Annotated in this window: 12 protein-coding genes; 6 read left to right on the forward strand and 6 right to left on the reverse strand. The window is 48.8% G+C overall.

Annotated features, from left to right (window positions below; all coding sequences use genetic code 11):
* Positions 1–11: 11 nt before the first annotated feature.
* Positions 12–767: a hypothetical protein gene (locus ACES2G_RS14725; protein ID WP_347358557.1), complete on the reverse strand. Its 756-nt coding sequence runs from the start codon at positions 765–767 to the stop codon at positions 12–14.
* Positions 768–770: 3 nt separating this feature from the next.
* A complete protein-coding gene (locus ACES2G_RS14730) occupies positions 771–1286 on the reverse strand; it encodes a hypothetical protein (RefSeq protein ID WP_347358558.1) in 516 nt (171 codons plus the stop codon).
* A 226-nt stretch (positions 1287–1512) separates the two neighbouring features.
* Here ACES2G_RS14730 and ACES2G_RS14735 point away from each other — a divergent pair, with 226 nt between their 5' ends.
* The 6 genes from ACES2G_RS14735 (at position 1513) to ACES2G_RS14760 (ending at position 10219) form a co-directional block, all read left to right on the forward strand.
* On the forward strand, positions 1513–2118 hold the full coding sequence (locus ACES2G_RS14735; RefSeq protein ID WP_374000615.1) for a hypothetical protein: 606 nt from the start codon (positions 1513–1515) through the stop codon (positions 2116–2118).
* A gap of 266 nt (positions 2119–2384) precedes the next feature.
* Positions 2385–4424, forward strand: coding sequence for a M3 family metallopeptidase (locus tag ACES2G_RS14740; RefSeq protein ID WP_347358560.1), 2040 nt, complete (start codon positions 2385–2387; stop codon positions 4422–4424).
* On the forward strand, positions 4424–5335 hold the full coding sequence (locus ACES2G_RS14745; RefSeq protein ID WP_347358561.1) for an NAD(+)/NADH kinase: 912 nt from the start codon (positions 4424–4426) through the stop codon (positions 5333–5335). The genes ACES2G_RS14740 and ACES2G_RS14745 overlap by 1 nt, the downstream gene beginning before the upstream one ends.
* 20 nt (positions 5336–5355) lie before the next feature.
* Entirely contained in the window at positions 5356–7059 is a 1704-nt protein-coding gene (gene recN / locus ACES2G_RS14750; protein ID WP_347358562.1) for a DNA repair protein RecN, read from the forward strand.
* Between the two features lie 76 nt (positions 7060–7135).
* Entirely contained in the window at positions 7136–8077 is a 942-nt protein-coding gene (locus ACES2G_RS14755) for an NmrA family NAD(P)-binding protein (RefSeq protein ID WP_347358563.1), read from the forward strand.
* Positions 8078–8170: 93 nt separating this feature from the next.
* Positions 8171–10219, forward strand: a complete 2049-nt coding sequence (locus tag ACES2G_RS14760) for a S9 family peptidase (RefSeq protein WP_347358564.1) — start codon at positions 8171–8173, stop codon at positions 10217–10219.
* Here the strand turns inward: ACES2G_RS14760 and ACES2G_RS14765 are convergent.
* The 4 genes from ACES2G_RS14765 to ACES2G_RS14780 form a co-directional block, all read right to left on the reverse strand.
* Positions 10216–11022, reverse strand: coding sequence for a L,D-transpeptidase (locus ACES2G_RS14765; RefSeq protein WP_347358565.1), 807 nt, complete (start codon positions 11020–11022; stop codon positions 10216–10218). The genes ACES2G_RS14760 and ACES2G_RS14765 overlap by 4 nt on opposite strands.
* Positions 11023–11177: 155 nt before the next feature.
* A complete protein-coding gene (locus ACES2G_RS14770) occupies positions 11178–12668 on the reverse strand; it encodes a methyl-accepting chemotaxis protein (RefSeq protein WP_374000616.1) in 1491 nt (496 codons plus the stop codon).
* A 135-nt stretch (positions 12669–12803) separates the two neighbouring features.
* The gene (gene acnA / locus ACES2G_RS14775; RefSeq protein ID WP_374000617.1) at positions 12804–15488 is read right to left on the reverse strand and encodes an aconitate hydratase AcnA; all 2685 of its coding nucleotides are present in this window, start codon (positions 15486–15488) and stop codon (positions 12804–12806) included.
* A gap of 19 nt (positions 15489–15507) precedes the next feature.
* Positions 15508–16056, reverse strand: coding sequence for an NUDIX domain-containing protein (locus ACES2G_RS14780; RefSeq protein ID WP_374000618.1), 549 nt, complete (start codon positions 16054–16056; stop codon positions 15508–15510).
* Between the last annotated feature and the right edge of the window lie 31 nt (positions 16057–16087).

The raw sequence follows: 16087 nt of genomic DNA on the forward strand, positions 1-16087 counted from the left end.
TGCTGACTCCTTTAGAGATAAAAACGGAAACCCAGAGTGATATAGCCGCCGGAAAGATTCAAGTCCCGACTGCCACCGGAAATGTCAGTGACCTTGTCACCGCTACTGACCGGACCTTTAAATGTTGTGACCGACTTGGTGTATTCCAGATTGTCGATGTTCAGTTGACGATAGCCAAACTCCACTACAATCGTGGTCGTGTCAGTCAGCAGTCCCTCATACCCCAAAGAGGCATTGATCATCGTCGCAGAGCCTTTGGCCTCAATTCCGTGATCTGCAACCCCGGGATAAGCCGCTTGGCCTGCCGCCGTCAGCGTGTAGTCATTTTTCAAAGTGATGCTGGCGGTTCCCACACCCACAGACACAAAGGACCGAGAGGTGTTATTGCCATGCAGATTCAGCTCCAGCGCAATCTTCGGGGCATAGCCCAGAATTTCACTGTTGGCGCTGTAAAGTTCTGTCCCCGCATTTTCAGCACTGGAGCCTTCCAGATTTGTAGGCTTCAAAACCTCAAATCCAAAACGCAGACTGGCTGCGGGACGTGAATAAATAAATCCGAACTCGCCCGTATAGTTATAGTTCACAGTGCCACTGTACGTGACGCTACTAGAGGCCTCATTGTCCAAGGCACCCGTTCCAACCTGGGAACCACCCGCCCCCACACCGAAGTAGGCGGCAAAAGTTTCTTTATTGATATTGAAGACGCGAGCCTGAGCCGAAGTTGCCGTCAAGAGCAGGACCGCTGAAATTAGGACGCGAGCACTCACTTCCTACTCCGTGATCAAATCGACGACGACTTTGCTGGTGCTTTTTTTACCCGCGACCTGATAAACACGCACCTTCGTGTTCTTCTTCAGATCCATGGTCAGGTTCAAAGAACTGTCCACCGGATCCAAGCTCATCTGCGTGCGGGACACCGCCATAGAGGACTTCATGATCGCCGCCAGTTTGCTCTGGTCCACATTTGAACGAGGCATTTGCGCAAAATCGATCACCAAACGCTGAGGATTCTTTTTTAGCTCTGCATAATAATATCCCGGCCACCCCCGCAATGGAGCTCCGTTCATATCACCGACATCAAACACCAGTCGTTCGACTTTCTTTTTGGCATCTGCAGTTCTGCGCACATCCACCAACGTGAAGGAACTGCCAGCCAAACCGCCGAAGCTTGCGCCTTCACCACTCAGAATTTTTGTCGCAACAGGTTTTGTATTTTTAGAAGAAATCGCCGCCTGGCCAGGTACAGCCATAAGCAAAGCCATCACACATCCAATGTACTTCATCATGATCGACTCCTTTCGAACATTACCCCCATAGGGTAAAGGGGATCCAGCCATCTGCCAACCCGAAAGTAGGTTCGTACCTTTTAGGGCGCTCAGTGACGATTTAGGGCTTTTTTTTGTAAATTCTGGGAGTGAGGACGAATATATGGCACCTGAGTATCTGCATCGAGGGCACGAAACTTGGAGTAGGTAACTTTGTTGAAAGATTTTTTAACTATGGGAGTGCTTTATGAAAAGGCTCATTTATTTGGTTTTCACTGTCTTCGCTTTGGCAGCCTGCCAACCGGACAAAGATGGCGGCGGCACAAATCAAACGACAGCCACAACTCCGTTGCAACTGAACTGTATCAACGGAACTACAAACTGTAATACAAATGCCTATGGCTATTATCAGGGCTTCCAGCCTTATAGCTTCCCGTACATCAACGGCTACGGCTATGGCTACAATTACGGCTACAACTACAATAACGTCTTTATGGATCAGGGTTTCTGCGGATGCCCTCGCAACTATCTTCCGACCTACAACGGCACGATGGGCCTAGGCTGTATTCAGCAGAACTTGATCTATGATAATCCTCCAGGTCAGTTGTTCTACTGGTCTTACAGCAATGGTTACACTTACGGTTACATCTGGAGCTACGTTCCGGCGGCACCTCAAGTGGCGACCAACTTCCCTCAGTATTCCAATATTCCATCGGCACCCAACAGCTTCGGTTCTTGCTCCCAGAACCTGACCCGCAGCTGCATTTTGAGCCAAGCCAATTCTTGCGACACAGGGGCGACCTGCCGCCAAGTGATTGCTGGCTCCAACTTGGGCGTCTGTGTAAAAAACTAGAGAGCCGCGGCGGACTCTCGACCGTCTTAACGGAATAATACGCCGCAACATCATGGGCCCTCAGAAGGTAAAACCACTGAGGGCCCTTTCTTTTTGAAAGCTCCCCAACAGTACCTAGGGATAGCCGTGAAAGCCTTTAAAGTACTGCTTTTTAGGCTGGTCGGTGGTGCCCTGTTGAGTCATTTTTTAATCCGTGGTTTTCCCTTTATTTCGCTCTGTTTTCATGGAAAAAAAGAGGGGTGTTTTATCACTCTTTGGAGGTTCCTATGAATACGACTAATCCTCTTTTAAAACCCTTCACAAACAAAGACCAGGCGGCTCCTTTTGATCTGATCAAAGTAGAGCACTACGTACCTGCTGTGGAAGAAGCGATCAAAATTGCCAAAGACAATGTGGCAAAGATCAAAGCCAATCCTGCGGCTCCTGATTTTGAAAATACCATCGTGGCGTTGGAAGCGGCGTCTTTGCTGGCAGATCAGATTTCCACGATCTACAGCAATCTGGAAGTCGCTCATGCCGATGAAGCTTTGCAGGCCTTGGCGCAGGATATCTATCCGAAGCTGACGGCTTTGGCTTCTGATGTTTCCTTGGATGCCGAGATCTTCAATCGCGTAAAAATGGTTTACGACAAACGCGCTTCCTTGAACCTGAATGGCGAACAAAACCGTCTTTTGGAAAAAACCTATCTGTCCTTCACTCGCAACGGGGCTTTGTTGAACGAGACTGACAAAGAAGCCCTTCGTCAGATCGATCAGGAGCTTTCTGTTCTTGGTCCGAAATTCTCTGAGAATGTTTTGAAAGCGACCAATTCTTTTGAAATGGTGCTGGATAAAAAAGAAGACGTCGATGGTCTGCCAGAAGGCATTCTGGAAGGCGCTGCAGCTCAAGCGGCGGCCAAAGGCCATGCGGGCAAATGGTTCTTCAATCTACAGATCCCTTCTTACCTGCCGTTCATGACTTATGCGAAAAACCGTGCACTTCGTGAAAAAATGTGGCGTGCGTTTTCTTCCAAAGCCTACAAGGGCGAATTCGACAATCAGTCCAACGTTTTGAAAATTGTGGAGCTTCGTAACAAGCGTGCGAAAATCCTGAGCTTCAGCACGCACGCGGATTTCGTTTTGGCAGAACGCATGGCGAAGAATCCAACAACTGTGATGGAATTCCTGAACAAGCTTTTGGCCGCTTCCAAAAATGCAGGTTTGAAAGATGTGCAGGAGCTGACAGAGTTTGCCAACAAACTGGACGGTTTGACTGAAATCAAACCTTGGGACGTGGCTTACTATTCTGAAAAATTGAAAGAGGAAAAATACGCTTTCAACGAAGAAGATCTGCGCCCTTACTTCAAGCTTGAAAACGTGGTTGAAGGTGTGTTTGCTCACGCCAAAAAACTGTACGGTTTGACGTTCAAAGAAAACAAAGACATTCCGGTGTATCACCCGGAAGTGAAAGCTTACGAAATCTTCGAAGAAGCTTCCGGCAAATACATGGGTCTGTTCTACACAGACTTCTTCCCGCGCGAGACGAAAAAAGGCGGTGCATGGATGACTCAGTTCCGCAATCAGGGTCTGATCGAAGGCAAAATGAAACGTCCGCACGTCAGCATCGTGTGCAACTTCACTCAACCGACTCCGACCAAGCCTTCCCTGCTGACTTACGACGAAGTTCGCACTTTGTTCCATGAGTTCGGTCATGCTTTGCATGGCATGCTGTCTGAATGCACCTACCCTTCCCTGAGCGGCCCGAATGTTTACTGGGACTTCGTGGAACTTCCATCCCAAATTATGGAAAACTGGGTGGGCGAAAAAGAGGGCTTGGATATCTTTGCCCGTCACTATGAAACCGACCAGCCAATGCCTGCGGAACTGATTGAAAAACTAAAACGTTCACAGAAGTTCCAAGCGGGTTACATGTCCTGCCGTCAACTGCAATTCGGCTTGATGGATATGGCATGGCATTCCACAGACCCTGCGACAATCAAAGACGTCGATGCATTTGAAGAACTGGCCACGGCCGAGACTCGTCTGTTCCCTAAGGTGGAAGGCGCGAATTCTTCTTGCAGCTTCGGACACATCTTTGCAGGTGGCTACTCTGCAGGATACTACTCTTACAAATGGGCTGAGGTTCTGGATGCGGATGCCTTTGAGTACTTCAAGGAAAAAGGCCTGTTCAATCAGGAAGTCGCCAAGAAGTTCAAAGACAACATCCTGAGCCGTGGCGGCACCGAACACCCGATGGATTTGTATAAGAAATTCCGCGGTCGTGAGCCGGATCCAAACGCTCTTTTGCGTCGTGATGGATTGATTTAATGAAGAAAAGTTCGATGAACAAAGACTACAAACAGAGCAAGCTGATTCTGAAGGATAACGGAAGCATCGGCTTGGTCTATCGCCTGGAGACTGCGCAAGCGGTCTCTTTGGCTAAGAAGGTTGCGGAGTTTTTGAAAGAACGTGGCTTTGACGTCTTTACTTGTCCAGATCAGAAAGTGGTCGCGGGCACGAAAGCGGCAAAAACCAAAAAGCACATGGATGACCTGAAGCTTGTGATCGTTCTTGGCGGGGATGGGACTTATTTGCGTGCCGTTCGTCTGTTGGAAGGTCGCAGTGTTCCTATTCTGGGCTTCAACATGGGCTCCTTAGGTTTCCTGACCGCTCACAACGCAGATTCCTGCTTTGAGATCATCGAAAAAACTCTGGACGGGAAAATGGTGCAACGTCCGCGCTCTATGATCTTTGCGAAAATTCTGCGCAAAGGAAAAGTGCGTGAAGAGCACCACGCCCTGAACGACATGGTGATCGAAAGAGGCTCGATGTCTCAATTGATCAACACGGCTATTTATTCTGAAAAATTCCTGGTCAGCCAGGTGAAGGCCGATGGTTTTATCGTGGCCAGCCCTTCCGGCTCCACAGCTTACAACCTTGCAGCGGGTGGGCCTATTTGCCATCCTGAATCGCCGGTGTTTATTGTGACTCCGGTGGCGCCTCACAGTCTGACCTCGCGCCCTTTGATCTTCCCTGATGAAAAGGAATTGTCCTTTAAATTGGAAGGCAAAACCCAAAAGGCGCACTTTATCGTGGACGGACAAAAAATGACTGAAATCACCGCAGAAGACGAAGTGGTGATCAGTCGTTCTTGTTACGACCACTGGATGGTTCGTGAACCCAATCACAACTACTTCCACTTGCTGCGTGAAAAACTAAAGTTCGGCGATCGAAACTGATCTTATAGGAAATAAAGATTATGTTACTTGAGTTGAAGGTATCCAATTTTGCAATTATCGACAGTCTGCACATCTCTTTCAAAGATGGGCTGAACATCATGAGCGGTGAAACCGGTGCCGGTAAATCCGTTTTGTTAAAAAGTCTGTCCCTGCTAATGGGGGGAAAGGGTTCCAGCGACACCATTCGCACCGGCTCCACCCAAGCCACCATCGAAGGGTCTTTTGATATCTCGGCTCGCCCGGACATTCAAAAGATGTTGCACGATATGGGTATTGACGCCGACGAAAGCACTTTGATCGTTCGTCGCATCTTAAGTGCCGGTGACAAATCCAAAGTTTATCTGAACGGCAGTCTAAGCACTTTAAACAGCCTTAAAGACATCGTCGCCCCGATGGTGGAACTGGCCGGTCATTCTGCTCCGCTGATTGAAATGACTGGACAGCATGAAAACCGCAACTTGATGTCCAAGCACTATCATCTGGATCTTTTGGATCAGTATGCAGGCACTTGGGACAAGCGTTTGCTTTTCACTGAAAAGTTCAACCGCTATCACGCAATCTTTGCTGAAATCAAAAAACTTGAAAGTGATGCGAAACAAAAAGCCCAGCGTCTGGATTTCCTGACCTATCAGCGTGACGAAATCGCCAATCTGGATCTGTCCCCGGGTGAAGATCAGGCGTTGGAAGTGGAAGTTAAAAAGCTTAAAAACTCCAACCGCATTGGTTCTTTCGTGGATCAGGCAGAAGCGGCGTTGTACAATGACGATGATTCTGCGATCAGCCGACTGAATGCCATCCTTAAAAAAGGTTTGGATCTTTCCAGCGTGGACCCGCAAATCGCAGCCAAGCTGGAAAATCTGGAGCAGGCAAAAACATTGATTGATGAAAGCATCTATGATCTGCGCCAGTACGCGAACAAGATTGATGCCGATCCACAACGCCTGGAAGAAGCCGAAGGTCGCCTGAGCGATCTGCGCAAGCTGCAGAAAAAATATGGCTCGACTGTGGATGATATTTTGAAAGCTTTGATGGAGATGGAAATTGAAATCTCCAACCTGCAGAATTCTGAATCCAAAGTAGAGTCTTTGAAAAAAGAAGCCGCCGTTCTTCTGAAAGAATTGGAAACTCTGGGCACCGAACTGCACAAGCGCCGTCAAAAAGGCGCAGAACTGCTGGCAGACAGTGTGAATGCAGAACTTCTGGATCTGAACATGAAAGGCGTCACCTTCCATGTCATGACCGAAAAACTGCAAGAGCTGGCCTCCACGGGATTGAGTGATGTTGAGTTCCTCAGCCAGACCTCCGCAAAAGATGCCAAACGCCCTTTGGCGAAGTTCGCCTCCGGAGGAGAGCTGAGTCGTATCCTTCTGTCTTTGAAGCGTGTGGTTGGATCTAGCAATCAACCACGCACTTATCTGTTTGATGAAGTGGATACGGGTGTTTCTGGTGAAACTGCTGAAAAAGTGGGTCGCAAGTTGCGCACGATTGCCAAAGGACAGCAAGTTGTCTGCGTGACTCACCTTCCGCAAGTGGCGGCCTTCGGGGATATCCACTTCTTTATTCAGAAGTCTCCGCAGAAGGATTCCGTCAGCATGCTTGTGTCAGAACTCAAACAAAAGGATCGTGTTCAGGAAATCGCCCGCCTTATCAGTGGCGAGAAGATTTCCAAGACATCTCTGGCTCACGCAGAACAACTGCTGACTGACGCCAAATCCAGCCGCTAGAAGTCCTTGCTTAATTGTAAGTTCAGAACCTCCTTGTCTCCCAGTTACCATGGGTTTCTAACAAGGAGGTTTTTTTATGATTCTCGTTATGGGAGCCACGGGCAACATCGGCTCTAAAATCACCGCACATCTGCTGGCCAATGATCAGAAAGTTCGCTGCGTGGCCCGCCATTTCCCCAATAAAGACGCTTTTCGCGGTGCTGAGCTGGCGCAAGGTGATGCCAACGAGGTCGGCTTCCTGATGGACTGCATGCGTGGGTGCTCGGCCATCTTTACGATGATTCCTCCGAACATGGCTGCTACTGAGTTGCGCTTTTATCAAAATAAATTCGGTGAAGTGATTGCCGAAGCCATTGAGGAAGCGGGAGTCAAAAAAGTCGTCAACCTTTCCAGTATCGGTGCAGATCTGGAAAGCGGCACGGGGCCGGTTCTGGGATTGCATGATCAGGAAGAAAGATTGAACGCCATCACTCATGCTGACATCGTTCATCTGCGCCCCACTTACTTTATGGAAAACTTGCTGGCCGGCATTCCCAGCATTCTGTCGATGAACCGGTACTTCGGAATCATTCCCGCCGAAGTTCCCATGCACATGGTTGCCACACGGGACATCGCCGCCCGAGCCGCTTTTTTACTGATGAACCCGGACTTCAAGTCCCACAATATTGAATACCTCTTGGGAGAACGCGAAATCAATCACCTGGAGATCATGAAGGCCCTGGGAAATGCAATCAACAAACCGGATCTGGAGTACGTCGAAGTTCCTTCCGCAGAAATGCGCAACTATCTGATTGGCGCAGGCATGACTGAGGATTGGGCTGAAGCCATTATTGAAATGGGTATTTCTTTTGGCAACGGGACCATCAGTGGCACCGTTCAACGCGACAAAAAGAACACCACGGCAACCTCCATTGAAGAGTTCGCCCGCACGACCTTCCTGGAAGCGTACAACCGCGCCGCCGGGAAAGAGGGCCTGCGAAAATCCAGACCTTCACCGTCAGGAGAGGCTAGACCTTAACAGTGGCAAATGCTTCACACTCCCGGAAGACAATGATAGCTTTTTTGAATGAAAAGAAGTGTCTATCTTATTGTTCTTCTGGGAGTGTCCTGCATGCATAAAAACTATCTCGATTATCCGAAACCTGAAAAAGTCACCACACAGCTTTCCAAACACGGCGATATCCGCATGGATGATTATTTCTGGTTGCGCGAGCGCGAAAACCCGAAGGTCGTCGACTATCTGAAAAAAGAAAATGCTTATACCGAATCCATGATGAAGTCTGCCAAAGAACTGGAGGAAAAAATCTTCCAGGAACTGAAAGGCCGCGTGAAAGAGGATGAGTCTTTCGTTCCGGCCAAAGATGGTGACTACTACTATTCAGCCCGTTATGAAGTTGGGCAGCAATATCCTTTGCACACCCGCCACAAAGGGGGCCCGCAGGGACCGGAAGAAATTCTGATCAATGTCCCCGAGCTGGCCAAGGGCCACAGCTTCTTCAGTTCGACCGGTCCTCGCATGAGTCCGAATCAGCAGATGATGGCCTATGCCGTGGATACAGTGGGTCGCCGCTTCTATACGATCTATTTCAAGGATCTCAAGACCGGCAAAACTCTTCCTGAAAAAATTGAAAACGTTACCGGCAATCTGTCCTGGGCCAACGACAATGAAACGATCTTCTATTCCGAACAGCACCCGGAAACCCTGCGCACGGAAAAGATCTATCGCTATAATATCAAAACCCACAAGAAGGATCTGATCTACCACGAGAAAGACGACACCTTCAGTGTATATGTGTATAAAGCCCTGTCCGAGAAATACATCTACATCACATCCTACAGCACTTTAACCACCGAAGTGCAGTTCCTTCCGGCAGACAAACCACTGGAAAAATTCAAGGTCTTCAACCCTCGTGAGCGTTCTCACGAATACTCTGTCACAGATGGCGGCGACAAGTTCTACGTCATTTCCAACAAAAATGCGCCGAACTACAAACTGATGGTGGCAGACCCGACCCACACGGATGAAAAGCACTGGAAAGAACTGCTTCCACATCGCACGGATGTTTATCTGGAAAGTGTGACTGTCTTTAAGAACTTCATCGCTTTGGATGAACGCAAAAACGGTCTGACTCAGGTGCGTATTGCCGACCGCAATGCGCAAAACCCCTATGAGCTGAACTTCGCCGACCCCAGCTATCTGGCCTCTGTGGGTGACAATCGCGAATACGATACCGAATGGCTGCGTTACAACTATGAATCCATGCGCCTGCCAGATTCTGTCTATGACTTGAATGTAAAAACCAAGGAGCAGGTTCTAAAAAAGACCAAGGAAGTTCCGAACTATAATCCGGAACTTTACAAGACCGAGCGTGTCTTCCTCACAGCACGTGATGGCACCAAAGTTCCAGTTTCTTTGATCATGAAAAAAGATTTCAAGAAAGACGGTTCGGCGTCCATGCTGGTCTATGGCTATGGCTCTTATGGTGCGAATATGGACCCTTGGTTCAGCAGTTCTGTATTCAGTCTGGTGGATCGCGGTTTTGTGTTCGCCAAAGCGCACATCCGCGGCGGATCTGAAATGGGCCGCCATTGGTATGATCAAGGGCGCGTTCACAATAAAATGAACACGTTCTTTGACTTTATCGACGTCACTGAAGCCTTAATCAAAGATGGGTATTCCAAGCCGGAACATACGTTTGCTATGGGTGGCAGCGCCGGAGGCCTTTTGATGGGCGCGGTGATGAATCTGCGTCCGGATCTTTACAAAGGTATCGTGGCGCAGGTGCCTTTCGTGGATGTGATCTCAACAATGCTTGATGACAGCATTCCTCTGACCACCAGCGAGTACGATCAATGGGGCAACCCGAACGTGAAAGAGGACTACGAATACATTCGTAAATACTCTCCTTACGACAACGTTAAAGATCAGACTTATCCCAATGTGCTGGTGACAACAGGTTTTCATGACTCTCAAGTGCAATACTGGGAGCCTGCGAAATGGGTGCCTAAATTAAGGGAGCATAATAAGGGGACTTCGATGATTCTTCTGAAGACCGATATGGAATCCGGTCATGGAGGAGCTTCGGGCCGCTTCGACAGTTTGAAAGAAACGGCCACCGAATATGCGTTTATCCTGATGGTGAACGGGACTAAAAATTAGTCCCGAATATCCTGAACGATGATCAAAGCACTGAACGTGTTGAATTTCACAACTTCGCCCGTTCTTTGATTTGTCCAGAATTGTCTGTTTGAATACTTCACGCTGCCATCTTCATTCAATACCGGAGTTCCATCCGGGTTGATTTCAGGGATGGTGGCGCCCTCAGTCGCCTCAACACGCTTGAACAGATCTTCCGCAGTCTGCGCATCCTGACGAGTACACCCACCAGAAGCACGGCCACCCAGATAGTCAGTATACTTTTTGTAGACCTCGTGCAAAGCCAAACCGTTGTCTATGTCATAGAAGATGGCCCATGGCATAGATGAATCCCAAGAGCTGGAAACGTGGTCTTTGGACAGGAATTTTGGTGTGAAATACCCTGTTGGCGTTTGAGACCAATAAGATTTCGCAGGAGCTCCCGTACAAACCTTGTTTTTACGTTTCAGCTCCAGACCTTCACGGCCCGTGGAAACTTTAGAATTGATAATCTGACGTCCATATTCATACACACGCATCGTCTGCGCGGTTCTGCCCTTGTCAGATTTATTGATCACGATCACATAGCGGAAATCGCGCATCCAAGGTTTGGAATAGAAATCGTTTTCTGAGAACTCCTGGCTGCCCAGGTGCTCAGTCAAACGAGGTGTGACCATTTTTTCGTAAGCATACGTCTGGCTGTATTCCTGATCGGAATACTTACAGTCGTTAAACTGATTTTTTACTTTTCCCCAGAACGAGGCCGAAGCAGTCTGGCTCACGATCATTACGGCTGCCACTGCACCGTACTTAAGAACGCTCTTCATATACACTCCGTTTCTTTTATCGAACGAAGTCTTCCCAGCAAATACTTTGCCACATTTTGAGACAGTGTAGGGCAACCTGTTGCTTCCTATAAAAAAAGGGAGGCTGTCCACCCCCCTGTATTGTCAGGTCGTCTATAAGTTCGACAGTCCTTCGCTCAGGCCGCTTTGGAGTCAGTCGTATCTTCAGCTCTGTTTTTACCGTGAACCACTTTATTTAAATCCACGGTCAGACGTTGTGAGACCACCGCCATATTGTCGATCTCGGCACTGGTTGCGGCAATTTCTTCTGCTGAAGCCGCATTGCTTTGTGAGGCTTGATCCAATTGATTCATCGCTTTGCTAATCTGTTGGATACCTGCTGTCTGTTCGCTGCTGGCTGTAGCAATTTCATTATTCAGATCCGAGACCTTCTTCACTGAGGTCACGATATTGTTCAAAACCACACCGCTCTCTGAAGCAATCTGACTGCCCTGTTCAACCTGATCAACAGACTCCTGGATCAGGTGACTGATATCTTTTGCCGCCACTGCACTTCTTTGCGCCAAAGCCCGCACCGCTTCGGCCACGACAGCAAATCCTTTCCCTTGCTCTCCGGCTCTTGCCGCCTCAACTGCGGCATTCAAGGCCAGCAAATTGGTTTGGAACGCGATATCGTCAATCACATTGATGATCTCTTCGATCTTAATTGATGATTTCGAAATTTGTTCCATAGATGAAATCAGACGCGTGATTTCGGCCTGTCCTTTTTCAGCCACCTCACGGGAAGAAGCCGACAGACTGGCTGCCTGTTTGGCGTTATCTGAATTCATCTGCACCATTGAGGACAGCTCCTCCAGCGAGGCCACTGTTTCTTCCAACGAAGCCGCGGCCTCTGTCGAAGACTGAGACAAACTATTTCCTGCTCCGGTCATCTGAGTCACCGCTGCGGCAACATGATGACTGGCCTCAGTCAGTTTGGAAGAAATGTTTGAAATAGTTTTTGAAATCCCGGCAGCGATCCACAACAGAGTCCCCGATATCACCAGGTTCCCTACAATTGTTGTGACGATATTCCACCATTTGACTGAAGATTCCGCCTCGGCAGCCAGAACCCCCTCTTCCTCCGCCTTTGCCTGATAGATCTTCAAGGCCGCCGTGGTGAAGGTTCCCACCAGATGACTCAACTTTGTGAAGTCACCAAGCAACAATTCCTCTGCCTTATGAATACTGTCAGTGTCCTTATTCTTCACCAGGGTCACGATCTTTTCCATCACCGCAATCAGCTCTGGAAACTTGTCTTTGACCGCTTCAAATTGTTTTGCCTCTTCCGGCTGGAAGGTCGCTTTAGAATAGTCCTGGAAGTCTTTCTTATAGTTCTCAAGACTTCTGCTGGCATCCTCAAGCTGAGTGTCGAAAGACCGGCCTTCAATGGCATTATTAATTGCGGCAAAAGAACTTTGCGCAAAAGCATTTCGATTCAATCTCAGCTCTCCAATCACAAGAATATTTGGAATGATGTCCTTGTGTGAACTGCGCAGCAGGGTATTAACTTCCGTCACCCCGCGCACGGATATGAATCCAACCATCACAAATGCAACAATAGGCAGTGCTGCTGCGAACAGAAGTTGACCTCTGATACCGTGAAACCATGCTGTGATATTTTTCATATGTCGGATCCTCCAGATCCGACATACTTCTCGGCTTTGACCGAAACTTAACATAGAGTCCAGCGCAGATTTTTCTATTATTTAAGAAATCAGGACAATCTCCTCCCTCATTCAGGTGATCCTGACAAGGAAAACCTAGACCAACTTACGAAGAACATAGTGAAGAATGCCCCCGTTTTTATAGTACTCCAACTCCACAGCGGTATCGATGCGTGAACGAACTTTGATTTCTTCCTGACTGCCGTCAGCACGACGAATCGTCACCGTCAAATCCTGCTGAGGTTTCATACCGATTTCGATACCACGGATGTCAAATGTCTCTGTTCCATCCAAGCGCAATGTCTTGCGATCCATACCTGCATGGAACTGCAATGGCAAAACGCCCATACCAATCAGGTTGGAGCGGTGAATACGTTCAAAGCTTTCCGCAATAACAGCCTTCACCCCAAGCAGACGTGTTCCCTTGGCCGCCCAGTCACGGGAAGATCCTGTGCCGTATTCTTTCCCCGCGATCACCACCAACGGTGTGCCATCGGCCTGATACTTTATTGCAGCATCATAGATCGCCAGGGTTTCGTCACTTGGCAGATACTTGGTCATGCCGCCTTCCACACCTGCCAGCATTTCGTTTTTAATACGAATATTGGCAAATGTACCACGCACCATCACTTCATCATTTCCACGGCGAGAACCGTAAGAATTAAAGTCATGGGGCTGCACCCCGTGAGAAGTCAGATAACGTCCCGCAGGTGAATCCTTCTTAATACTGCCCGCCGGGGAAATATGATCCGTGGTGATGGAATCCCCCAGAATCGCCAAAGCTCTGGCCCCTGCAACATCGTGAAGCTTTTCCGGACTGCCGGTCATACCATCGAAGTACGGAGGATTTTTGATGTAAGTGCTTTTTTCCCAGGAATAAGTCTGCGACGCCGTGGTGTGAATCTTCTGCCAGTCCTCAGTACCGGCAAAAACATTTCCATAACGCACGTCAAACATCTTGGTTTCCACAGTCTTATTGATGGTGTCTTGAATTTCCTGCGTGCTGGGCCAGATGTCTTTCAGATAAACCGGATTTCCGGCAGAATCCTTACCCAGGGAATCTTTGGCAATATCCATCATCATGTTGCCCGCCAAAGCGTGCGCAACCACCAGCATCGGGGAAGCCAGATAGTTGGCCTTCACGTGCGGATTGATACGACCCTCAAAGTTTCTATTGCCGGAAAGAACGGATGCTACAACCAGATTTCCTTTTTCCACCGCGTGGGCAATCGGCGCCTCCAAAGGACCGGAGTTCCCAATGCAAGTGGTGCAACCATAGCCAACAAGGTTGAAGCCCAGTTGATCCAAATATGTCTGTAATCCAGCGCGCTCCAGATAATCCGTCACAACCTGTGACCCCGGTGCCAAAGATGTCTTCACCCACGGCTTGACCTTCAGGCCTTTTTCCACCGCTTTCTTGGCGACAAGCCCGGCACCGATCATCACGGAGGGATTGGACGTGTTCGTGCAGCTTGTGATCGCCGCAATGACCACATCACCGTGCCCCAAGGAATAAGCCTGAGAATCCACAGTCACCGCAGATGCCGCCTTGGTGGCTTTATCTGCCGAAACCTGGAAACCGGAAATCAATTGTTTTGAGAAATCTTCCGCGGCCTGCGCCAAGACCACACGATCCTGAGGACGCTTTGGTCCTGCCAATGAGGGTTCCACCGTGGACATATCCAACTGCAAAGTATCATTGAAGTGGTAGTGCTTCTCGGCTTCTTCAGAACGCCACAACCCGGCTTCCTTGGCATACGCTTCAACCAAAGCAATTGTCGCCGCATCACGTCCGGAAAGCTTCAGATACTTGATTGTCTGTTCATCGACGGGGAAGAATCCACACGTGGCCCCGTACTCTGGCGCCATATTGGCAATCGTTGCACGATCGGCCAAAGACATAGAGGCCAAACCCGGACCATAGAACTCCACGAACTTACCCACCACACCTTTTTTGCGAAGCATTTGTGTGATTGTCAGAACAAGATCCGTTGCGGTTGTACCCTCTTTCATTTTGCCTTCAAGCTTGAAGCCCACCACTTCCGGAATCAGCATGCTCAAAGGCTGCCCCAGCATCACGGCTTCCGCTTCAATACCACCAACACCCCAGCCCAACACGGCCAGACCGTTGATCATTGTTGTATGGCTGTCAGTTCCCACCAGTGTATCCGGGAAGGCCGTGTGTCCGTCCAAACCATTTTCAGACCAGACGGTTTTACCCAGATACTCCAAATTCACCTGATGGCAGATGCCCGTACCTGGCGGAACCACTTTGAAGTTCTGGAAAGCCTGCTGGCCCCATTTCAAGAACACATAGCGCTCGTGATTTCTTTCAAACTCCATCTTCACGTTTTCATCAAAAGATCTCGGAGTCGCAAAAGAATCCACCATCACCGAGTGATCAATCACCAAATCCACTGGCACCAGCGGATTAATCTTCTTCGGGTCGCCGCCCAAAGATTTCATGGCATCGCGCATGGCCGCCAGATCCACCACAGCCGGAACACCCGTAAAGTCCTGCATAAGTACACGCGCCGGGAAGAATGAAATTTCGCGAGTTAAAGATTCCTTGCTAAGACTCAGCAGGGAATCAATATCCGCTTTGCTGACATGCAGCCCATCTTCGTGGCGAAGAAGGTTTTCCAGAAGCACCTTCAATGACACCGGGATTTTCTTCAGATTGGGATGCTGAATCTTGTGAGGATTGAAGATCGTGTAGCTCTGTGAGCCCACCTGAAGCTGAGATTTTGTTTTAAAACTGTCTTTGGATTGAATGAACATGAGAGGCTCCTTCCGCCTCTCAATTCCACTCCCCTCTCAGAAATTTATCAAGCCAAAAAGCCCCGATCTGGGTTTTCACATCGCTGACTTTTCCCTCGTAAACCAAGCGCATCAAGTCCGCAGGTTTTACTTCGACAACCTCAATAAATTCGCCCTGATCCAGGCGTTGTTCTAACTGAATAAGATCCTTTGCCAGATACAAATCAATATGTTCGTTGGAATAGCCAATTACCGGATGAATTGTGGTCAGGAACTTCCATTCTTTGGCTTCAAAACCAGTTTCTTCCAGCAGTTCTCTTTTTGCTGTCAGCAGAGTTTCTTCACCGTGGTCGCGCTTACCGGCGGGAAATTCCAGAAAAACCTGTTTCACTGCATGACGGTATTGATGAATCATCACCACATTTCCATTCGACAGCAGCGGAATCATCATGGCCGCCCCCGGGTGCAGAATGTATTCGCGCGTATAAGTTCTGCCATCGGGTGCTTGCACCTGATCCTGTTCGACCTTCAGATAACGTCCTTTAAAAATTTGCCGGCTAGAGAGAGTTTTTTCTTCCAAATGCTTCATAAAATCAGAATCTCATACAGGGACATTGTTG

Source organism: Bdellovibrio bacteriovorus (genome assembly GCF_041888015.1).
In the GTDB taxonomy this organism is placed as follows: Bacteria; Bdellovibrionota; Bdellovibrionia; order Bdellovibrionales; family Bdellovibrionaceae; genus Bdellovibrio.